This is a genomic window from Streptococcus sp. CM6, assembly GCF_000526095.1.
Lineage (GTDB): Bacteria > Bacillota > Bacilli > Lactobacillales > Streptococcaceae > Streptococcus > Streptococcus oralis_BW.
In genome coordinates this window covers 69234-89023 of the sequence record NZ_JATS01000012.1, presented here as the reverse complement: position 1 = coordinate 89023, position 19790 = coordinate 69234, and the positions used below count along the sequence as shown (strand labels likewise).

25 protein-coding genes are annotated in these 19790 nt (G+C 42.6%); all 25 read left to right on the top strand.

Annotation, left to right across the window (positions count from 1 at the left end):
- The first annotated feature begins 185 nt into the window (after positions 1–185).
- The 25 genes from HMPREF1516_RS04050 to rpsQ all read left to right on the top strand — a co-directional run bounded on the left by HMPREF1516_RS04050 (position 186) and on the right by rpsQ (position 19768).
- Complete coding sequence (locus tag HMPREF1516_RS04050; RefSeq protein WP_000190430.1) at positions 186–1337, top strand: iron-containing alcohol dehydrogenase; 1152 nt, start codon at positions 186–188, stop codon at positions 1335–1337.
- An 87-nt stretch (positions 1338–1424) separates the two neighbouring features.
- Complete coding sequence (locus tag HMPREF1516_RS04045; RefSeq protein ID WP_025169578.1) at positions 1425–2693, top strand: glycosyltransferase; 1269 nt, start codon at positions 1425–1427, stop codon at positions 2691–2693.
- Between the two features lie 3 nt (positions 2694–2696).
- On the top strand, positions 2697–3677 hold the full coding sequence (locus HMPREF1516_RS04040; protein ID WP_000757312.1) for an NAD-dependent epimerase/dehydratase family protein: 981 nt from the start codon (positions 2697–2699) through the stop codon (positions 3675–3677).
- On the top strand, positions 3652–4467 hold the full coding sequence (locus HMPREF1516_RS04035) for an MBL fold metallo-hydrolase (RefSeq protein ID WP_000034628.1): 816 nt from the start codon (positions 3652–3654) through the stop codon (positions 4465–4467). The genes HMPREF1516_RS04040 and HMPREF1516_RS04035 overlap by 26 nt, the downstream gene beginning before the upstream one ends.
- Positions 4445–5707: a F390 synthetase-related protein gene (locus HMPREF1516_RS04030; protein WP_033605853.1), complete on the top strand. Its 1263-nt coding sequence runs from the start codon at positions 4445–4447 to the stop codon at positions 5705–5707. Before HMPREF1516_RS04035 ends, HMPREF1516_RS04030 begins: the two co-directional genes overlap by 23 nt.
- A 14-nt stretch (positions 5708–5721) precedes the next feature.
- Positions 5722–6666: a 3-oxoacyl-[acyl-carrier-protein] synthase III C-terminal domain-containing protein gene (locus tag HMPREF1516_RS04025; protein WP_033585841.1), complete on the top strand. Its 945-nt coding sequence runs from the start codon at positions 5722–5724 to the stop codon at positions 6664–6666.
- A gap of 135 nt (positions 6667–6801) precedes the next feature.
- On the top strand, positions 6802–8334 hold the full coding sequence (gene cls, locus HMPREF1516_RS04020; protein ID WP_002877899.1) for a cardiolipin synthase: 1533 nt from the start codon (positions 6802–6804) through the stop codon (positions 8332–8334).
- A gap of 73 nt (positions 8335–8407) precedes the next feature.
- Positions 8408–8551, top strand: coding sequence for a hypothetical protein (locus HMPREF1516_RS10045; RefSeq protein WP_000933181.1), 144 nt, complete (start codon positions 8408–8410; stop codon positions 8549–8551).
- Between the two features lie 35 nt (positions 8552–8586).
- Positions 8587–10104, top strand: a complete 1518-nt coding sequence (locus tag HMPREF1516_RS04015; RefSeq protein ID WP_033605852.1) for a hypothetical protein — start codon at positions 8587–8589, stop codon at positions 10102–10104.
- A 120-nt stretch (positions 10105–10224) separates the two neighbouring features.
- Entirely contained in the window at positions 10225–12432 is a 2208-nt protein-coding gene (gene nrdD, locus HMPREF1516_RS04010; protein ID WP_000636177.1) for an anaerobic ribonucleoside-triphosphate reductase, read from the top strand.
- 11 nt (positions 12433–12443) lie between these two features.
- Positions 12444–12584 (top strand): hypothetical protein, encoded by a 141-nt coding sequence (locus HMPREF1516_RS04005; protein WP_000521625.1) that lies wholly within the window; start codon positions 12444–12446, stop codon positions 12582–12584.
- A 44-nt stretch (positions 12585–12628) separates the two neighbouring features.
- Entirely contained in the window at positions 12629–13129 is a 501-nt protein-coding gene (locus HMPREF1516_RS04000) for a GNAT family N-acetyltransferase (RefSeq protein ID WP_000423390.1), read from the top strand.
- A 4-nt stretch (positions 13130–13133) separates the two neighbouring features.
- Complete coding sequence (gene nrdG / locus HMPREF1516_RS03995) at positions 13134–13730, top strand: anaerobic ribonucleoside-triphosphate reductase activating protein (RefSeq protein WP_000220158.1); 597 nt, start codon at positions 13134–13136, stop codon at positions 13728–13730.
- A complete protein-coding gene (locus HMPREF1516_RS03990; protein ID WP_000725980.1) occupies positions 13727–14413 on the top strand; it encodes a uridine kinase family protein in 687 nt (228 codons plus the stop codon). The genes nrdG and HMPREF1516_RS03990 overlap by 4 nt, the downstream gene beginning before the upstream one ends.
- Positions 14414–14628: 215 nt before the next feature.
- A complete protein-coding gene (gene rpsJ, locus HMPREF1516_RS03985; protein ID WP_001284513.1) occupies positions 14629–14937 on the top strand; it encodes a 30S ribosomal protein S10 in 309 nt (102 codons plus the stop codon).
- 83 nt (positions 14938–15020) lie between these two features.
- A complete protein-coding gene (gene rplC / locus HMPREF1516_RS03980) occupies positions 15021–15647 on the top strand; it encodes a 50S ribosomal protein L3 (RefSeq protein ID WP_000160197.1) in 627 nt (208 codons plus the stop codon).
- A 24-nt stretch (positions 15648–15671) separates the two neighbouring features.
- A complete protein-coding gene (rplD, locus tag HMPREF1516_RS03975) occupies positions 15672–16295 on the top strand; it encodes a 50S ribosomal protein L4 (RefSeq protein ID WP_000024550.1) in 624 nt (207 codons plus the stop codon).
- Positions 16295–16591: a 50S ribosomal protein L23 gene (locus HMPREF1516_RS03970; RefSeq protein ID WP_001055347.1), complete on the top strand. Its 297-nt coding sequence runs from the start codon at positions 16295–16297 to the stop codon at positions 16589–16591. Before rplD ends, HMPREF1516_RS03970 begins: the two co-directional genes overlap by 1 nt.
- Positions 16592–16608: 17 nt before the next feature.
- On the top strand, positions 16609–17442 hold the full coding sequence (gene rplB / locus HMPREF1516_RS03965) for a 50S ribosomal protein L2 (RefSeq protein WP_000512915.1): 834 nt from the start codon (positions 16609–16611) through the stop codon (positions 17440–17442).
- 104 nt (positions 17443–17546) lie between these two features.
- Positions 17547–17828: a 30S ribosomal protein S19 gene (rpsS, locus tag HMPREF1516_RS03960; protein ID WP_000533766.1), complete on the top strand. Its 282-nt coding sequence runs from the start codon at positions 17547–17549 to the stop codon at positions 17826–17828.
- 11 nt (positions 17829–17839) lie between these two features.
- Positions 17840–18184 (top strand): 50S ribosomal protein L22, encoded by a 345-nt coding sequence (gene rplV / locus HMPREF1516_RS03955; RefSeq protein WP_000818137.1) that lies wholly within the window; start codon positions 17840–17842, stop codon positions 18182–18184.
- 12 nt (positions 18185–18196) lie between these two features.
- Positions 18197–18850, top strand: a complete 654-nt coding sequence (rpsC, locus tag HMPREF1516_RS03950; protein WP_000529936.1) for a 30S ribosomal protein S3 — start codon at positions 18197–18199, stop codon at positions 18848–18850.
- 3 nt (positions 18851–18853) lie between these two features.
- The gene (gene rplP / locus HMPREF1516_RS03945) at positions 18854–19267 is read left to right on the top strand and encodes a 50S ribosomal protein L16 (protein ID WP_000960947.1); all 414 of its coding nucleotides are present in this window, start codon (positions 18854–18856) and stop codon (positions 19265–19267) included.
- 9 nt (positions 19268–19276) lie between these two features.
- Complete coding sequence (gene rpmC, locus HMPREF1516_RS03940) at positions 19277–19483, top strand: 50S ribosomal protein L29 (RefSeq protein ID WP_000772918.1); 207 nt, start codon at positions 19277–19279, stop codon at positions 19481–19483.
- A gap of 24 nt (positions 19484–19507) precedes the next feature.
- Positions 19508–19768: a 30S ribosomal protein S17 gene (gene rpsQ, locus HMPREF1516_RS03935; RefSeq protein WP_000440801.1), complete on the top strand. Its 261-nt coding sequence runs from the start codon at positions 19508–19510 to the stop codon at positions 19766–19768.
- Positions 19769–19790 lie beyond the last annotated feature (22 nt).

Sequence of the window (19790 nt, the reverse complement as noted above, 5' to 3'; positions counted from 1 at the left end):
TGATTAAGTAAAAGTTCCAATGAGATGAAAGATATCTTTTTGGAGCTTTTTTTCTTGGAAAAGTAGCTGGCCGTTCTTTACTAACTTTTTACTTAAAACGCTTACAAATATTTGTAAAACTTCTTATAAGGTCGTATACTTATGGTAAATAATCAAATAGCGCAGAGGCGCAGGAGGAAAAGCATATGGCTACATTTTACGTTCCATCAGTTAACCTTATTGGTAAAGGTGTTGTAAATGAAGTAGGTCCGTATATCAAGGAACTGGGGTATAAGAAGGCCCTTTTGGTGACAGACAAGTTCATCGAGGGCAGCGATATTTTACCTAAGGTTCTAAAACCACTAGATGCTGAAGGGATCGAATATGTGATCTTTAGCGATGTGGAGCCAAATCCGACTTGCAAGAACGTCACAGACGGAGTGGCTGCCCTGAAAGAGCATGGATGTGACTTCATCATCAGTCTTGGAGGAGGATCTCCTCAGGATGCGGCTAGCTGTATCTCTATCATCGCTACAAATGGTGGAAAACCACAGGACTATGAGGGTCTCCACAAGTCTGCTGAAAAAGGGTTGCCAGTGGTTGCGATCAATACAACAGCTGGAACTTCTGCAGAAATTACGATTAACTATGTCATTACTGACGAAGAACGCAAGGTCAAGATGGTAATGGTTGATAAGAACAGCCTCGCCCTCATCTCTGTCAATGATCCAGAACTTATGCTTTCAAAACCGAAAGGATTGACAGCGGCGACAGGTATGGATGCTCTTACTCACGCTGTTGAAGCCTTGGTAACACCAGGTGCTTATAATGTGACTAAGAAACTCTCTATCGGAGCTATTGAACTCATCAAGGAGTATCTTCCTCGTGCTGTGGCAAATGGCCAAGATATTGAAGCGCGTGAGGCGATGGTCAATGCCATCTTCCTCGGTGGTATGAGCTTTAACAATGCTGGTTTGGGATATGTTCATTCTATGGCTCACCAACTCGGTGCGGTATATAACTTGCCACATGGTGTCTGCTGTGCCATGCTTCTTCCAGTTGTAGAGCGTGAAAATGCCAAGCGTGTACCAGAAGCTTTTCGCAATGTGGCCAAGGCCTTGGGACTCCATGTTGAAGGGAAAACAGACCAAGAATGTGCTGACTATGCTATTGCTGAAATTGAGAAACTGTCTGAAACAGTAGGTATTCCGAAGAAACTAACTGAACTCGGTATCCAAGAAAAAGACTTTGACTTTGACTACCTTTCTAAGAATGCTTTGATCGATGCCTGTGCACCTGGAAATCCATTTATGCCAACCTTAGAAGAAACTATTGCACTATACAAAGAACTCTTCTGATTCATAAAGTGAGAAAGAAGCTAAATAATGCTGGAAAGAACTATCATTTTGGTAGTTCTTTTTTTAAAAATTTGCTATCCTAGACATATGAGAAAAATCAAAATTGATGTGGTTGTAGTGCCCTTAAGTGGGCATCTATTCCCGACCCTGAATTTACTCGCACCCTTGTTGAAGGATCCCTTGTATGAGATTCGATTATTTACAGGACCGCAACGAAAAGCTGTCGCAGAGGAGATGGGCTTCCGGGTGATTCCCATTTTAGAAAATTGTGTAGATGAGTTTGAGCGTGTAGCCAACAATGAAGGGCAGTTAAACCTTATTTCTGCTTATCGACAGTTGTCAGCTAGTCTTGATTTGATCAATGTGGTTTCAGATCAATTAGTGCAAGAGTGGCAGGAAAATAGACCGGATATTGTGATTGCGGACTTTATAACCCTCTCTGGAGGACTTGTAGCGGAACAGTTGAATATTCCCTGGATTACCACAATGGCGACACAGTTTGCCATTGAAACGACAGATGGACCGCCTTGTTTCTTTGGAGGAATGGGCAGTCCAAAAACATCTTTCCAATCTGGTCTGCAATGGCTAGGAAGAAAAGGGACTCGTTTAGGGAAACGAATCGTAAGCTTTTTATTGAGAGAACGATTGAAACGTTACGATTTTAGGCTCTACAATAAGAAAGGTCAGGAAACCATCTATTCGCCCTATTCCATCTTGGGAATTGGGATGAAAGAGTTGGAGCTGAAAAGTGGTTTTCCAGAGCACTACCTTTGGGTGGGACCTTTTGGGTCTTCGATTGAGAGGGCAGAAAATTATCCCCTCGATTTGTCTCCTTATGCAGATTATAAGAAGGTCCTTGTCTCCTGTGGCACTCAGCTAGCATGGGCCAAAGACAATCTCCTCTATCAGACACAACAATTGGCAGAAGCACATCCAGATTGCCACTTCTTTGTGACTCTGGGGTTTGGCGGACAAGACTTCCAATGTGAAGAGCTCATGGACAATGTTTCTGTGGTATCTTATCTTCCCTATAAGGAATACATTCCCCAGATGGACTATGTGATTCATCATGGCGGTGCGGGCATTTTTTACCAATGTATCATCTATGGCAAGCCTGCCTTGATTCTCCCCCATGACTATGATCAGTATGACTATGCGGTTCGTGGCTTAGAGGCAGGGATTGCCCTGACTGCTAAACGAGAGGATACAGAAGCGATTGGACGCGCTTTTGATGAGTTGTTGGATAGAGATGATTGGTCAGACTTGAACAAACTCAGTCGCGCAGCTCAAATCTATCAGCCAACAGAGATTCTGAAGAGCGAAATACATCGACTCTTAGGGGACAAGGAGAAGTAAAAAATGAAGAAAGTATTGGTAACAGGTGCTACGGGCTTTCTAGGTAAGTATGTTGTTGAAGAGCTCAGTCAGTCGAGCTATCAGGTACGCGCTTTTGGACGCAATCGCAAGATGGGTCAGTCTTTAGAAACTTCTACTGTGGCATTTTTTCAGGGAGATTTGACCAAACAAGAGGACTTAGCTCAGGCTTGTCAAGAGATGGACATGGTTGTGCATGCGGGTGCTCTTTCTACCGTTTGGGGACCTTGGGAGGACTTCTACCAGACAAATGTCTTGGGAACCAAGTATGTTCTGGATGCTTGTCGGGAGGCGGGGATTCAGCGTTTGGTTTATGTATCATCGCCGAGCATCTATGCTGCTCCTCGAGATCAGCTAGCTATCAAAGAAAGCGATGCACCTCAGGAAAATAATCTGAACAACTACATTCGTAGTAAGCTGGCTTCGGAGAAGCTGTTTAAGGATTATCCCGATGTTCCGAGCATTATCTTACGACCTCGTGGGCTTTTTGGGATTGGGGATACCAGTATTTTGCCCCGAGTTCTCAAACTCAGTCAGAAGATTGGTATTCCCTTGATAGGGGACGGTCGTCAGCTCATGGATATGACCTGTGTGGAAAATGTCGCTCTGGCAATTCGCTTGGCTCTAGAGGCTCCTCAAGCTAGTGGCGAAGTCTATAATATTACCAATGGGGAACCAAGAGCCTTTAAGGATTTGATAGAAGAAACCCTGAGAGGACTGGGCTATCCGATAACATACAGAAAAGTGCCAGCTCCTCTTATTTCAGTTATTGCCAGTAGTTTAGAGTTTCTTTATAAGACCTTGAAACTTAAAGGTGAGCCGGCTCTGACACGCTATACCTATTATTTGCTGCGGTATAGCCAGACGCTGGACATCAGCAAGGCGGAGCTAGACTTGGGGTATCGCCCTCAAATCAGTATTTCGGAAGGGATTGAACAATATGTCCAAGATTATCGAAAGCATTGATTATTTCCCAGCAGGCTACTGTACTAGCTATACAGGTTTGCTATTCAAGGGAGTCAAGAATAAAAAGATGACTTTTCCAGCTGGTGTCTTTCTGATTAAACACAGAGACAAGGGCTATTTGCTATATGATACTGGCTATCACTATGATATTAAGACGAAGCTTCGCTATGGTTTTTATCGTCTAGGAACACCTGTTCAAATGACGGAAAAGGACCAGATTTCATATTTGCTAGAAGCGAAGGGAATCAAACCAGAAGAAATTAACTATGTCCTTCTATCTCATTTACATCCAGATCATCTGGGAGGAGCTAGCTTCTTTCCTCATGCAACCTTTATCCTGACAAAAGAAGTGTATGAAGTTTATCAAAAACCCAAGTTGAAAGACCTGATTTTCAAGGAATTTCTACCAACTTCTTTTGAAAAAAATCTAACCATTATCAGAGCTGACCAGCAAGATTCAACCTTTCCCTATCGTCCGATTTGTGATCTTTTTGGAGATGGCAGTATCCTAGTTGCTTCTGTTGACGGGCATGCTAGGGGGCAAGCCTGTCTGTATCTTCCAGACTTTAACCTCCTCATTGCAGCAGATCTTTGTTGGGGAATTGACCTTTTGCCTTACACCAAACAGATGCATCTGATTCCTTCCTTGGTTCAAGATAACAAGGTGGACTATATCAAGGGGACAGAGTTTCTAGAGGAAGTCTTAAAGGACAGTATTGAGGTGCTTGTTAGTCATGACCCTGTGGAAAGGATAGAGTCAATCTTATATGAAAAAAATAACCTTTCTTAAAACCTTTATCCAAACTCGTTGGCTTCATAACTTCAAATCTCGAGAGGCTGTAGAGAGCTATCAGAAAAAGCAATTAGCCAACTATATGGATTTTTTAAAGCGAGAGTCTCCCTACTTTAAAAATGGGGTGCCTAGCGACTTTGACCATATGGACAAAGCTTTTATGATGGAACATTTCAACGAACTCAACACCCAAGGAGTGGATCGTGAAGAAGCCTTATCCTTAGCTATTGAAAGTGAGAAAACCCGTGATTTCAGTGAACTTAAAGGCGAAGTAGCAGTCGGTCTGTCTTCAGGGACATCTGGACATCGGGGCCTCTTTATCACAACAGAGAAAGAGCGAAGTATGTGGGCGGGAGCTATCTTGGCAAAGATGTTGCCAAAGGGGCAGCTTTTTGGACACCGCATCGCCTTTTTCCTGAGAGCCGATAATGAACTCTATCAGACCATCAATACGGCGCTCATTCGTCTAGAGTATTTTGATATTTTCAAACATACAGATGAGCATATAGAGCGTCTCAATAGCTACCAACCAACTATTGTGGTGGCGCCAGCCTCTATGTTGATTGAATTGAGCAAGCGCCTCAAGGATGGAGAGTTAGCTATTCACCCACAAAAAATCGTTTCGGTGGCGGAAATCTTGGAAGATAGTGATAGGGAACGCATCGCAGAGGCCTTTTCTCTGTCCATCATTGACCAAGTTTATCAGGCAACTGAAGGTTTCCTAGCCTGCACTTGCTCAGCGGGCAATCTGCATCTCAACGAAGACATTATCTTTGTAGAAAAGCAGTATCTAGATGACCGCCGTTTTTATCCAGTGATTACGGACTTTAAGCGAAGTAGTCAGCCTGTTTATCGCTACCAGCTCAATGATATCTTGGTTGAAAATCCGGAGCCTTGTCCCTGTGGCTCCTACTATACACGGATTGACAAGGTCGAAGGACGTTCTGATGATATCTTCTACTTTGAAGGGCAGAATGGGGGGCAGGTAACGATCTATCCAGACTTTATCAGGCGTTGTATCCTCTTTGTGGAGAATGTAGGAGATTATCAAGTTAAGCAACATTCCGAGAAATTAGTGGAAGTTTGTCTAAGCCGACGAGATGAGGACGTAGAGACAGCAATTTTAGCACAGTTCCAACTCTTGGCCCAGCAAAAAGAGTTCATAGTTCCTCAAATCCAATTTTCAGATTATCACTGGGATACTAGTCGTAAACTCAAACGTATCCAACGTTTATGAAAGGAAGAAAGACAATGACAGAAGTAAAAAGACATGTAGAAATCGCAGGTTATGGCATTTGCCTTCCAAAGCATACAGTTCAATTTAAAGACCAAACCCGTTATCGTGTAGTTGAAAATGAAGAAACGCAACTCGACTTGGCAGAAGGAGCTATCCACCGTGCACTTGAACATGCAAATTTGGATATTAAAGATATCGATTGCCTTGTATCAGCTAGTGCAGTTGGTGTTCAGCCTATTCCTTGTACGGCTGCCTTGATTCATGAGCGCGTGGCAAAAGGACTCTCAATTCCAGCAATGGACATCAATACGACCTGTACCAGCTTTATTTCTGCTCTATCGACTATGTCCCACTTGATTGAGGCGGGCGAATACGGTCGTGTCTTGATTGTATCCAGTGAGGTTGGTAGTTTAGGGCTCAATCCCAAGCAAAAAGAAAGTTTTGAACTCTTTAGTGATGGGGCGGCAGCCTTTATTTTCCAAAAAAGTCATCAGGAAAAAGGGGTCATTGCTAGTCTCCAACGTACTTGGTCGGAAGGAGCTCACGATACGGAGATTCGTGGAGGTCTGACTTCTTTTCAACCAAAAGAGTACTCTGAAGCGACTAAGACCAACTATATGTTTGACATGAAGGGGAAGAAAATCCTCCTCTTGTCTGCTCGCAAGATCCCAGTCATGTTTGAAGAGTTTCAAGAAAAAACACGGCTAGCCTTGGCAGACGTGGACTATATCATTCCTCACCAAGCAAGTCGTGCTCTTCCTCTGGTCATGGAAAAACTAGGTGTGGCCGAGGATCAGTACCTCAATCTCGTCACTGACTATGGAAATATGGTGTCAGTCTCTGTACCGTTTGGATTGGCTTATTCTTTAGATCATGGGCTGGTCAAGGAGGGAGATGTCATCTACCTTATGGGGACTGCAGCTGGTATGACGGTCAATATGTTGGCTCTGAAATTGTAACAATCATCTAAACACGGAACGGCTGGAACTTTAGAAAAGGTAAAAGGTTGCCATCTACCCTTGAACTGAGGTATACTAGTAGAAAGATTAGTTTATCAAGCAGTTAAGGAGAATGTTAGAAAAGGAAAGGAATGTATGACAGTTAGAAAAATACAGCTACTCATGTCCAAATATGGTTTTAGCATTACCATCATGTTGGCAGAGTTGTTTATCGTCTTTGGTTTGTTTCTCTATCTAGGTCAGATGGCTCCAATTCTCTGGATTATCCTAGTTATTTTGATGAGTATGGCGACCATTGTATCGATTGTCAATCGTTCTATGAATCCAGAAAGCAAGGTAACTTGGCTGTTAGTAGCCTTTGTTCCAGTATTTGGTCCCTTGCTCTATATCATGTTTGGAGAACGCCGTTTATCTAAAAAAGAAATGAAGCAACTAAAGCAGCTCCAATCAATGGTTCGCCGAGAGGATAATAGCAGAGCTCTCCGTTTGGAGTTAAAGGAACAAGACAAGTCGGCTTACGGGGTTATCAAATCTCTCCTCAGCATGGACACGAATGCCGATGTCTATAATCGAACAGATACCCATTTTTTCCCTTCAGGGGAAAGCATGTGGCACCAGATGCTAGAGGATCTCAGGAAAGCGGAGAAATTTATCTTTCTTGAGTACTATATCATCGAAGAAGGCTTGATGTGGAATAGTATTTTGAAAATTTTGGAAGAAAAGGCGGCTCAAGGGGTAGAAGTGAAGCTTCTCTATGATGATATTGGTTGTATGGCAACCTTGCCTGGTGATTATACCATCCAGCTTCGTAGTCGAGGGATTGAAGCCCATAAATTTAACAAGGTAATTCCACGATTGACCGTTGCCTATAACAATCGTGATCACCGTAAAATCATGATTATCGATGGGCAGATTGCTTATACAGGTGGTGCCAATCTAGCAGATGAGTATATCAACCATATCGAACGCTTTGGTTATTGGAAGGATAGCGGTATTCGCCTAGATGGATCAGCGGTTAAGGCTTTTACTAGACTCTTTTTGTCAACCTGGTATATCAACCGTGGGGAAATTAGCGACTTTGACCAATACCATCTCGAAAATCAACCAAAAGATGGGATGGGGCTCTGTATTCCCTACAGTAGCGGGCCAAAACCTATCTACCGAGCCCAGGTTGGAAAAACGGTCTATCAAAATCTTATCAATCAAGCTACAGATTATGTTTACATCACGACTCCCTACCTGATTGCTGACTATGATTTAACAGAAAGTATCAAAAATGCAGCTCTGAGAGGGGTAGATGTGCGAATTGTAACGCCGTGTATACCAGATAAGAAGGTTATTCAGTTAGTTACTAGAGGAGCCTATCCAGACTTGTTATCTGCAGGGGTTCGAATTTATGAGTATAGCCCGGGATTCCTTCATAGTAAGCAAATGCTTGTCGATGGAGAGGCAGCTACTGTGGGAACCATCAATTTTGACTATCGGAGTTTGCTTCACCACTATGAAAATGCCGTCTTGCTTTATAGGACGCAGTCCATCATCGATATTGAAAGGGACTTCGAAGAGATTTTTAAAGTTTCTCAAGAAATTTATCCCCACACCATCAAAACAAGCTGGTATCAAAGCCTGATCAAGGAAATTGTCCAGTTGTTTGCACCTATGCTCTAACTATCCATCAAGATCTAGCCCAAGGCTGGATCTTTTTTGTCTTCTTACGAATAGATAAGTAAAGGAGAAAAACATGCTTAATCTAGAAGATGATGATTTTATCAGAGAGTATAGAAATAGTCTATTTCACCGTTTTCGTGAAATCGAACGCTTTGCGATATTGGATAAGAAATTCAGCAAATATCAATCCCAAGCTGACATTCCTGTAAGATTTTGATATACTAAAACAGATAAACTTAGAGGAGAAATTGAATGAATGTATACGGGAAAATAGATGAGAAACAAGAAAAATCTCATTACCAAGACTGGTCCGTTCCAGAAAAGCGAGAAGGAGCTCCGATTCCCTTTTTTAGTATCTTGCTTTGGAGTTTAGTGGCTACAGCTATTTCTGTGGTTATCCCCCTTATTTTTGGTTTAGTAAGCCCGCAACAAACTCAGGATCTTTATACTGGTTGGGCCTTGCATCAAAATGGTCAAATGTATACCGATTATTTTGGGACGGAGGGATTGCTCTATTACCTGCTTGCCTATCTTTCACAAGGCAGTATTCTGATTGCTTTGGTTGAGTGGTTGGCCTTGTTTGGAGCAGGTGTTTTTCTTTTTAAATCTGCGGATACTCTTACAGGCCGTGTAGAAGAAGCCAAGCAGCTTGTGTTTGTGTTTAATTTGTTGGTAGCAGGTCTCGCTTTTGGTGGTGGCTATGCTCTCTTGCTAGCCTTGCCTTTCTTATTTTATTCACTTAGCATTGTTACGAACTATCTAGCTTATCCAAACGATGACAAAGGATTTTTACGTGTTGGTATGAGCCTTGCACTTGCTTTCTTCCTTTCGCCAATCCCAACAGCCTTATTTGCAGCTACACTAGCCTTGGGAATTATCGGTTTTAACTTAGGCAAAGGTCACTTTGTTCATGGCTTATATCAATTCTTTGCGTCAGCCTTAGGGTTCTCACTCTTATTCTATCCTTTGGGCTACTATACAGTATTAACAGGTAGTTTTGGGGATGCCATTAGCCAGACCTTGTATCCAGTAAATACTCTTAGCCTCTTTTCAAATGCACATTTGCTTGAAAATGCAGCCTTCTACGGCTTACTTGCCATTGGGCTAGGTTCCCTTACTTTGCTCTTTTCTGGTTTGTTCCAGTCAAAACCAGCTAAGCAGTATTCCCTATCAATTGCTGCTAGTTTGGGCTTATTGCTTTCTTTGGGGCACTTGATTTTCTCAAAAGAACCTGTCAACGGTACTCATCTCGTTGCTCTCCTTCCTTTCTTGACTTTGCTCCTTCTGACAGGGATCAAAGAAAATGTTTCTGATGGAGGCAGTCCTCGTAGAAGAAGACGTGAGAAAAAAGCCTCTTTCCTCAAAGGAAATTTCTATCTACCACTGATTGCCCTTGTCTACCTCATTGTTCTCCCTATCGCGAGTCGCTACCTTTCGCACCCGGTAACTTATCAGGAGAGAGAGCGACTTGCTAGCGTAGTCAAACAACAAACGAGTTCTGAAGATCGTGTCTATGCATGGGATGATCGTCCAGATTTCTATCGTACAAGCGAACGCTTGGCACCGACCTCTCTAGTGACGCCAACACTTTATACTGCAAATGACGAAAATAAAACCAAACTGATGAATGACCTGAAAGAGAATGAACCGAAGATGATTATGGTCAATCAAAAAGTTGCCTTGTGGTCAGATGTAGAGAGCTGGCTCAGTGAAAACTATGAGCTTGTTCAGACAGATACTAGCGAGTTCAAACTTTATAAATCAAAATAACAAAAAATCAATATCTTGTGGAATTTTAAAAATTTTAGGATTTTTGACACAAGATATTGATTTTTATTTTTAGAGTGGTATAATACTTCATAGAACAACATTTTAGAAAAGAGCATGGATATGATTGTATTAGAAGAAAAGCTTGCAACCGTTCCCACCTTGTTCGTTGAAAAACGAGATGGTAGACGTGTAGTATTTGATGTAGACAAGATTGACAAGGCTCTCCACAAGGCGGCGGAAAAGGTTATGGACGTTACGCCTCTAGTAGAAAAACGCCTAAATGGTCTAGTTGAAAGAATCGTTACCGAAATTCATAGTCGTTTCCCTAAAGGTGTGAAGATTTATGAGATTCAGAATATCGTAGAACATGAACTTCTCGAAGCCAAAGAATATGCCTTGGCTGAAGAGTATATCACTTATCGGACACAGAGGGATTTTGAGCGCTCAAAAGCGACAGATATCAACTTTAGCATTCATAAACTTCTCAATAAAGATCAAGCAGTTGTCAATGAAAATGCCAATAAAGACAGCGATGTCTTTAACACTCAACGTGATTTGACAGCAGGGATTGTTGGGAAATCAATAGGATTGCAAATGCTTCCTAAGCACGTAGCTAATGCTCACCAAAAAGGGGATATCCACTATCATGACTTGGACTACAGCCCCTACACTCCGATGACCAACTGCTGTTTGATTGATTTTAAAGGCATGTTGGAAAATGGCTTTAAAATTGGTAATGCAGAGGTAGAGAGTCCCAAGTCTATCCAGACTGCGACCGCTCAGATTTCACAAATCATTGCCAATGTTGCTTCTAGCCAGTACGGGGGCTGTTCAGCTGACCGTATCGATGAAGTTTTGGCGCCTTATGCAGAGAAGAATTACCAAAAGCACCTCAAAGATGCGGAAGAGTGGGTCTTGCCTGAGAAACGGGAAGATTACGCTTGGAAGAAAACTCAAAAAGACATCTACGATGCCATGCAATCTCTTGAGTATGAAATCAACACCCTCTTCACTTCAAATGGACAAACACCTTTTACTTCACTAGGTTTTGGTCTAGGAACTAGTCGTTTTGAACGGGAAATTCAAAAAGCTATCTTGACCATTCGTATCAAGGGGCTTGGTTCAGAACACCGCACAGCCATCTTCCCAAAACTTATCTTTACGCTTAAAAGAGGCCTTAACTTGGAAGAGGGAACTCCAAACTATGACATCAAACAGTTGGCCCTCGAGTGTGCAACCAAGCGGATGTACCCAGATGTCTTGTCCTATGATAAGATTATTGAACTGACAGGTTCCTTCAAGGTTCCTATGGGTTGTCGCTCCTTCCTCCAAGGATGGAAGGATGAGAATGGCGTAGAGGTCAATTCAGGTCGGATGAATCTAGGTGTTGTGACGGTCAATTTGCCTCGTATTGCCCTTGAGTCTGAGGGCGACATGAATAAGTTCTGGGAAATCTTCAACGAGCGGATGAATATCGCAGAAGATGCTCTAGTTTACCGTGTTGAACGGACCAAGGAAGCAACACCAGCAAACGCCCCTATTCTCTATCAGTACGGGGCCTTCGGACGCCGTCTTGGAAAAGACGAGAGCGTTGATCAGCTCTTTAAGAATCGCCGTGCGACAGTTTCATTGGGCTACATCGGTTTGTACGAAGTGGCTACAGTCTTCTTTGGAAATAGCTGGGAACACAATCCAGAAGCCAAGGAATTCACGCTGGATATCATTCGTGATATGAAACGTCGGGTAGAAGAGTGGTCTGACCAATATGGCTACCATTTCTCTATCTACTCGACACCGTCTGAAAGTCTAACAGATCGCTTCTGTCGCTTGGATACAGAAAAGTTCGGTTCTATTCCTGATATTACAGACAAGGAATACTACACCAACTCGTTCCACTACGATGTTCGTAAAAATCCAACACCGTTTGAAAAATTGGACTTTGAGAAGGCTTATCCAGAAGCAGGTGCAACAGGTGGTTTCATCCACTACTGTGAGTATCCAGTTCTCCAACAAAATCCAAAAGCCTTGGAAGCTGTCTGGGACTACGCCTATGATCGTGTAGGGTATCTAGGGACCAATACTCCGATTGACCATTGTTACAAGTGTGACTTTGAAGGGGATTTTGAACCAACTGAAAGAGGATTTGCTTGTCCGAACTGTGGCAATAGTGACCCTAAAACAGTAGACGTTGTCAAACGGACGTGTGGTTATCTGGGCAATCCTCAGGCTCGTCCGATGGTCAACGGGCGCCATAAGGAAATCGCTGCGCGTGTGAAACATATGAATGGTTCAACCATTAAGACACCTGGACATAAAGTAACAAACTAGAAAGAGACGGAATGGGGAAATACCAATTAGATGATAAGGGACGCGCTCAAGTGACCCGTTATCACGAGAAACACTCGAAAGGTGGAACAGGCAAAAAAGAACGCTTGCTTAACCTCAGAGAACAGTTTTTAAACAAGAACAAGAAAAAATAAAAGTGAGAGTTCGCTCTCGCTTTTCTCTTAGGTGGGAGGTAAGGATGGAACTACGTAGACCGATATTGGCGGATAAGGAAGCTGTTTTAGAGATGATGGCAGAATTTGAAAAGAGCCAATCAGCCCATGATGGGGGATTTTGGGATACAGAGAACTTTGTGTATGAAGAGTGGTTAAAAAACAATCAGGATCATGAAATGGGGATTAATTTGCCTGAAGGGTGGGTGCCTGATATTCAGTTAGTCGCTTTTTCGAAAGATGGACAAGCCGTAGGATTTCTCAATATCCGCTTGTGCCTCAATGACTTCTTATTGGAAGAAGGTGGCCATATTGGCTACTCCATTCGTCCATCTGAAAGAGGTAAGGGGTATGCCAAAGAATCCCTCCGACAAGGTCTACAAGTTGCTAAGGAAAAGAACATCAAAAAAGCACTTGTGACCTGTAGTACGGAAAATCCTGCTAGTAGGGCGGTGATTGTGGCAAATGGCGGACTCTTTGAGGATGTTCGCAATGGCGTAGAACGTTACTGGATAGATTTGGAGTAGAAGGATGACATGGAATACACCAAAACCAGGTGAATGGAAAAGTGAGGAGCTTAGTAAAGGGCGAATCATTGATTACAAGGCTTTTAACTTTGTCGATGGAGAAGGTGTGCGAAACTCTCTCTATGTATCAGGTTGCATGTTTCACTGCGAGGGATGCTATAATGTTGCGACTTGGTCTTTCAACGCAGGCATTCCCTATACGGCAGAATTAGAAGAACAAATCATGGAAGACCTTGCCCAACCCTATGTTCAAGGATTGACCCTACTAGGAGGAGAGCCCTTTCTTAATACGGGTATTCTCTTGCCGCTCGTTAAGCGAATCCGAAAGGAATTGCCAGACAAAGATATCTGGTCCTGGACGGGCTACACGTGGGAAGAAATGATGCTGGAGACTCCAGATAAACTGGAACTTTTGTCGCTGATTGACATCCTTGTCGATGGACGGTATGATAAAAGCAAGCGCAATCTCATGCTCCAGTTTCGAGGTTCTTCCAATCAACGGATTATTGATGTGCAAAAATCTCTCAAAAGTGGGCAAGTGGTGATTTGGGACAAGCTTAATGACGGAAAAGAAAGCTATGAGCAGATGAAGAGAGAATGAAGAAAAAAGACCTGATAGAACAACTGGTTTCAGAAGTCGAAACGGGAAGAATTAGGACGCTAGGGATCTACGGTCATGGCGCTTCAGGTAAATCAACCTTTGCTCAGGAATTATATCAAGCCCTAGATCCTACAACAGTAAATTTGCTAGAGACAGATCCCTATATCACCTCAGAACGTCACCTGGTAGTACCAAAGCAAGCACCAGATCAAAAAGTGACAGCTTGTCTGCCTGTAGCGCATGAACTGGCAAGTTTACAGAGAGATATTCTCGCTTTGCAGGCAGGTATGGATGTCTTAACAATCGATGAACCGTGGAAGGCTAGTGAAATCTTGTCTGGAGCCAAGCCGATTCTGATTGTTGAAGGGATGTCTGTGGGCTTTCTACCCAAGGAACTCTTTGACAAAACCATCTGTTTCTACACGGATGAAGAAACAGAATTAAAGAGGCGTCTAGCTCGAGATACGACTATGAGAAATCGCGATGCATCTTTTGTATTAGCTAGCCATCAGACGAGACGGGAGCAGTATCTGCGGTACTATAGAGAAACCGAGTCTAAAGCGGACATTTTAGTAGATCAATCAGAAGATACATTCAAGGTCAAAATGACACACATTGACACACATTATATAGAAGAAAAGACGGTTTTTTATAGATATAAATCCGTAATCTTGGAAAGATGAAAATAGAAAACAGTTTCATCTTAAAAAAACGAAAAAAAGCTCACAAATCCCTTGCAATCGCAGGGGCTTTGTGTTATTCTATTATGGTGCTGTAAATTACAGCTTTAGCTGTGATGCAAGAGGTTGCGACACGCTCGGTTGCATTGCCACGCAACGCGCGTCGGTTTTCTTGTGGAGCTAGCCTATTATCTTAAATAGACGAAAAGGAGAAAAAGATGGCAAACAAAAAAATCCGTATCCGTTTGAAAGCTTACGAACACCGTACGCTTGACACAGCGGCTGCAAAAATCGTAGAATCAGCTACTCGTACAGGTGCACAAGTCGCGGGTCCAATCCCACTTCCAACTGAACGTAGCCTCTACACAATCATTCGTGCGACTCACAAATACAAAGACTCTCGCGAACAATTTGAAATGCGTACACACAAACGTTTGATCGATATCGTTAACCCAACTCAAAAAACAGTTGATGCGTTGATGAAATTGGATCTTCCAAGTGGTGTAAACGTAGAAATCAAGCTTTAATACAAAGTTTGAAACCTTGAGCATGAAAAACGCTCGTTAAAAACTTTTTGAATAAAAAAATATAGAAAAGGAACTATTTTCTCATGACAAAAGGAATCTTAGGGAAAAAAGTGGGAATGACTCAAATCTTCACTGAAGCTGGCGAATTGATCCCTGTGACAGTTATTGAAGCAACTCCAAACGTTGTTCTTCAAGTTAAAACTGTAGAAACAGACGGATACAACGCTATTCAAGTTGGTTTTGATGACAAACGCGAAGTATTGAGCAACAAACCTGCTAAAGGACATGTAGCGAAAGCTAACACGGCTCCTAAGCGCTTCATTCGTGAATTCAAAAACGTTGAAGGCTTGGAAGTTGGTGCTGAAATCACAGTTGAAACATTCGCAGCTGGAGACGTTGTTGACGTAACTGGTACTTCTAAAGGTAAAGGTTTCCAAGGTGTTATCAAACGCCATGGACAATCACGTGGACCAATGGCTCACGGTTCTCGTTACCACCGTCGTCCAGGTTCTATGGGACCTGTTGCACCTAACCGCGTGTTTAAAGGTAAAAACCTTGCAGGACGTATGGGTGGCGACCGCGTGACAATTCAAAACCTTGAAGTTGTACAAGTTGTTCCAGAAAAGAACGTTATCCTTATCAAAGGTAACGTACCAGGTGCTAAGAAATCTCTTATCACTATCAAGTCAGCAGTTAAAGCTGGTAAATAATAAGGAAAGGGGAATACAGTCAAAATGGCAAATGTAACATTATTCGACCAAACTGGTAAACAAGCTGGCGAAGTTGTTCTTAACGATGCAATCTTTGGTATCGAACCAAACCAATCTGTTGTGTTTGATGTGATCATCAGCCAACGTGCTAGCCTTCGTCAAGGAACTCACGCAGTCAAAAATCGCTCAGCTGTTTCAGGTGGTGGACGCAAACCATGGCGTCAAAAAGGAACTGGACGTGCTCGCCAAGGTTCTATCCGCTCTCCACAATGGCGTGGTGGTGGAACTGTCTTCGGACCAACTCCACGTAGCTATGCGTACAAACTTCCTCAAAAAGTTCGTCGCCTTGCGCTTAAATCTGTTTACTCAGAAAAAGTTGCTGAAAACAAATTTGTAGCCGTTGATTCTCTTGAATTTACAGCTCCAAAAACTGCTGAATTTGCAAAAGTTCTTGCAGCTTTGAGCATCGATTCTAAAGTCCTTGTTATTCTTGAAGAAGGAAACGAATTCGCAGCTCTTTCAGCTCGTAACCTTCCAAACGTGAAAGTTGCGACCGCTACAACTGCAAGTGTTCTTGACATCGCAAATAGTGACAAACTTCTTGTTACTCAAGCAGCTATCTCTAAAATCGAGGAGGTTCTTGCATAATGAATTTGTATGATGTTATCAAAAAACCTGTTATCACTGAAAGCTCAATGGCTCAACTTGAAGCAGGAAAGTATGTATTTGAAGTTGACACTCGTGCACACAAACTTTTGATTAAGCAAGCTGTTGAAGCTGCTTTTGAAGGTGTTAAAGTTGCAAATGTCAACACAATCAACGTAAAACCAAAAGCGAAACGTGTTGGACGTTACACTGGTTTTACTAACAAAACTAAAAAAGCTATCATCACTCTTACAGCTGATTCAAAAGCAATCGAGTTGTTTGCTGCTGAAGCTGAATAATCTAAGGAGGAAATATCGTGGGAATTCGTGTTTATAAACCAACAACAAACGGTCGCCGTAATATGACTTCTTTGGATTTCACTGAAATCACAACAAGCACTCCTGAAAAATCATTGCTTGTTGCTTTGAAGAACAAGGCTGGTCGTAACAACAACGGTCGTATCACTGTTCGTCACCAAGGTGGTGGGCACAAACGTTTCTACCGTTTAGTTGACTTCAAACGCAACAAAGACAACGTTGAAGCAGTTGTTAAAACAATCGAGTACGATCCAAACCGTTCTGCAAACATCGCTCTTGTACACTATACAGACGGTGTGAAAGCATACATCATCGCTCCAAAAGGTCTTGAAGTTGGTCAACGTATCGTTTCAGGCCCAGAAGCAGATATCAAAGTCGGAAACGCTCTTCCACTTGCTAACATCCCAGTTGGTACTTTGATCCACAACATCGAGTTGAAACCAGGTCGTGGTGGAGAATTGGTCCGTGCAGCTGGAGCTTCTGCTCAAGTATTGGGTCAAGAAGGTAAATACGTTCTTGTTCGTCTTCAATCTGGCGAAGTTCGTATGATTCTTGGAACTTGTCGTGCTACAGTTGGTGTTGTCGGAAACGAACAACATGGACTTGTAAACCTTGGTAAAGCAGGACGTAGCCGTTGGAAAGGTATCCGCCCAACAGTTCGTGGTTCTGTAATGAACCCTAACGATCACCCACACGGTGGTGGTGAAGGTAAAGCACCAGTTGGTCGTAAAGCGCCATCTACTCCATGGGGCAAACCTGCTCTTGGTCTTAAAACTCGTAACAAGAAAGCGAAATCTGACAAACTTATCGTTCGTCGTCGCAACGAGAAATAATAGTAAACTAGTCGCTTAAGCAACTAGGAAATTCCGCCAGCTCGGTAGCGCTCAATGTGAGCGCAAGCCGCTGTGGTACAATATTTAAAGGAGAAAACATAAAAATGGGACGCAGTCTTAAAAAAGGACCTTTCGTCGATGAGCATTTGATGAAAAAAGTTGAAGCTCAAGCTAACGACGAAAAGAAAAAAGTTATCAAAACTTGGTCACGTCGTTCAACGATCTTCCCAAGTTTCATTGGTTACACTATTGCAGTTTATGACGGACGTAAACACGTACCTGTTTACATCCAAGAAGACATGGTAGGTCACAAACTTGGTGAATTTGCACCAACTCGTACTTACAAAGGTCACGCTGCAGACGACAAGAAAACACGTAGAAAATAAGGAGAACATAAATGGCAGAAATTACTTCAGCTAAAGCAATGGCTCGTACAGTACGTGTTTCACCTCGTAAATCACGTCTTGTTCTTGACAATATTCGTGGTAAAAGCGTAGCCGACGCTATTGCAATCTTGACATTCACTCCAAACAAAGCTGCTGAAATCATCTTGAAAGTTTTGAATTCAGCTGTAGCTAACGCTGAAAACAACTTTGGTTTGGACAAAGCTAACTTGGTAGTATCTGAGGCATTCGCAAACGAAGGACCAACTATGAAACGTTTCCGTCCACGTGCGAAAGGTTCAGCTTCACCAATCAACAAACGTACAGCTCACATCACTGTAGCTGTTGCAGAAAAATAAGGAGGTAACATCGTGGGTCAAAAAGTACATCCAATTGGTATGCGTGTCGGCATCATCCGTGATTGGGATGCCAAATGGTATGCTGAAAAAGAATACGCGGATTACCTTCATGAAGATCTTGCAATCCGTAAATTCGTTCAAAAAGAACTTGCTGACGCAGCAGTTTCAACTATCGAAATCGAACGCGCAGTGAACAAAGTTAACGTTTCACTTCACACTGCTAAACCAGGTATGGTTATCGGTAAAGGTGGCGCTAACGTTGATGCACTCCGTGCAAAACTTAACAAATTGACTGGAAAACAAGTACACATCAACATCATCGAAATCAAACAACCTGATTTGGATGCTCACCTTGTAGGTGAAGGAATTGCTCGTCAATTGGAGCAACGTGTTGCTTTCCGTCGTGCACAAAAACAAGCAATCCAACGCGCAATGCGTGCTGGAGCTAAAGGAATCAAAACTCAAGTATCAGGTCGTTTGAACGGTGCAGATATTGCCCGTGCTGAAGGATACTCAGAAGGAACTGTTCCACTCCACACACTTCGTGCAGATATCGATTACGCTTGGGAAGAAGCAGATACTACATACGGTAAACTTGGTGTTAAAGTATGGATCTACCGTGGTGAAGTTCTTCCAGCTCGTAAAAACACTAAAGGAGGTAAATAACCAATGTTAGTACCTAAACGTGTTAAACACCGTCGTGAATTCCGTGGAAAAATGCGCGGTGAAGCAAAAGGTGGAAAAGAAGTAGCATTCGGTGAATACGGTCTTCAAGCTACAACTAGCCACTGGATCACTAACCGCCAAATCGAAGCTGCTCGTATTGCCATGACTCGTTACATGAAACGTGGTGGTAAAGTTTGGATTAAAATCTTCCCACACAAATCATACACTGCTAAAGCTATCGGTGTGCGTATGGGATCTGGTAAAGGGGCACCTGAAGGTTGGGTAGCACCAGTTAAACGTGGTAAAGTGATGTTCGAAATCGCTGGTGTATCTGAAGAGATTGCACGTGAAGCGCTTCGTCTTGCTAGCCACAAATTGCCAGTTAAAACTAAATTCGTAAAACGTGAAGCAGAATAAGGAGAAGGCATGAAACTTAATGAAGTAAAAGAATTTGTTAAAGAACTTCGTGGTCTTTCTCAAGAAGAACTCGCGAAGCGCGAAAACGAATTGAAAAAAGAATTGTTTGAACTTCGTTTCCAAGCTGCTACTGGTCAATTGGAACAAACAGCTCGCTTGAAAGAAGTTAAAAAACAAATCGCTCGTATCAAAACAGTTCAATCTGAAGCGAAATAATAGACTAGGGAAGGAGAAATTTCAATGGAACGCAATAATCGTAAAGTTCTTGTTGGACGTGTTGTATCTGACAAAATGGACAAGACAATCACAGTTGTAGTTGAAACAAAACGTAACCACCCAGTCTATGGTAAACGTATTAACTACTCTAAAAAATACAAAGCACATGATGAAAACAATGTTGCCAAAGAAGGCGATATCGTACGTATCATGGAAACTCGCCCGCTTTCAGCTACAAAACGTTTCCGTCTTGTAGAAGTTGTTGAAGAAGCGGTTATCATCTAATCAAGCCTGAAAGGAGAAAACT

Excerpts from the sequence above, each read along its gene's own strand:
- rpsS (WP_000533766.1), top strand. The coding sequence starts at position 17,547 with ATGGGACGCAGTCTTAAAAAAGGACCTTTCGTCGATGAGCATTTGATG.
- HMPREF1516_RS04045 (WP_025169578.1), top strand. The coding sequence starts at position 1,425 with ATGAGAAAAATCAAAATTGATGTGGTTGTAGTGCCCTTAAGTGGGCAT.
- rplV (WP_000818137.1), top strand. The coding sequence starts at position 17,840 with ATGGCAGAAATTACTTCAGCTAAAGCAATGGCTCGTACAGTACGTGTT.
- cls (WP_002877899.1), top strand. The coding sequence starts at position 6,802 with ATGACAGTTAGAAAAATACAGCTACTCATGTCCAAATATGGTTTTAGC.
- nrdG (WP_000220158.1), top strand. The coding sequence starts at position 13,134 with ATGACATGGAATACACCAAAACCAGGTGAATGGAAAAGTGAGGAGCTT.
- nrdD (WP_000636177.1), top strand. The coding sequence starts at position 10,225 with ATGATTGTATTAGAAGAAAAGCTTGCAACCGTTCCCACCTTGTTCGTT.
- rpsQ (WP_000440801.1), top strand. The coding sequence starts at position 19,508 with ATGGAACGCAATAATCGTAAAGTTCTTGTTGGACGTGTTGTATCTGAC.
- rplD (WP_000024550.1), top strand. The coding sequence starts at position 15,672 with ATGGCAAATGTAACATTATTCGACCAAACTGGTAAACAAGCTGGCGAA.
- HMPREF1516_RS10045 (WP_000933181.1), top strand. The coding sequence starts at position 8,408 with ATGCTTAATCTAGAAGATGATGATTTTATCAGAGAGTATAGAAATAGT.
- HMPREF1516_RS04025 (WP_033585841.1), top strand. The coding sequence starts at position 5,722 with ATGACAGAAGTAAAAAGACATGTAGAAATCGCAGGTTATGGCATTTGC.
- HMPREF1516_RS03990 (WP_000725980.1), top strand. The coding sequence starts at position 13,727 with ATGAAGAAAAAAGACCTGATAGAACAACTGGTTTCAGAAGTCGAAACG.
- HMPREF1516_RS04000 (WP_000423390.1), top strand. The coding sequence starts at position 12,629 with ATGGAACTACGTAGACCGATATTGGCGGATAAGGAAGCTGTTTTAGAG.
- HMPREF1516_RS04015 (WP_033605852.1), top strand. The coding sequence starts at position 8,587 with ATGAATGTATACGGGAAAATAGATGAGAAACAAGAAAAATCTCATTAC.
- rpmC (WP_000772918.1), top strand. The coding sequence starts at position 19,277 with ATGAAACTTAATGAAGTAAAAGAATTTGTTAAAGAACTTCGTGGTCTT.
- rplP (WP_000960947.1), top strand. The coding sequence starts at position 18,854 with ATGTTAGTACCTAAACGTGTTAAACACCGTCGTGAATTCCGTGGAAAA.
- HMPREF1516_RS04040 (WP_000757312.1), top strand. The coding sequence starts at position 2,697 with ATGAAGAAAGTATTGGTAACAGGTGCTACGGGCTTTCTAGGTAAGTAT.
- rplC (WP_000160197.1), top strand. The coding sequence starts at position 15,021 with ATGACAAAAGGAATCTTAGGGAAAAAAGTGGGAATGACTCAAATCTTC.
- HMPREF1516_RS04035 (WP_000034628.1), top strand. The coding sequence starts at position 3,652 with ATGTCCAAGATTATCGAAAGCATTGATTATTTCCCAGCAGGCTACTGT.
- rpsJ (WP_001284513.1), top strand. The coding sequence starts at position 14,629 with ATGGCAAACAAAAAAATCCGTATCCGTTTGAAAGCTTACGAACACCGT.
- HMPREF1516_RS04030 (WP_033605853.1), top strand. The coding sequence starts at position 4,445 with ATGAAAAAAATAACCTTTCTTAAAACCTTTATCCAAACTCGTTGGCTT.
- HMPREF1516_RS04005 (WP_000521625.1), top strand. The coding sequence starts at position 12,444 with ATGGGGAAATACCAATTAGATGATAAGGGACGCGCTCAAGTGACCCGT.
- HMPREF1516_RS03970 (WP_001055347.1), top strand. The coding sequence starts at position 16,295 with ATGAATTTGTATGATGTTATCAAAAAACCTGTTATCACTGAAAGCTCA.
- HMPREF1516_RS04050 (WP_000190430.1), top strand. The coding sequence starts at position 186 with ATGGCTACATTTTACGTTCCATCAGTTAACCTTATTGGTAAAGGTGTT.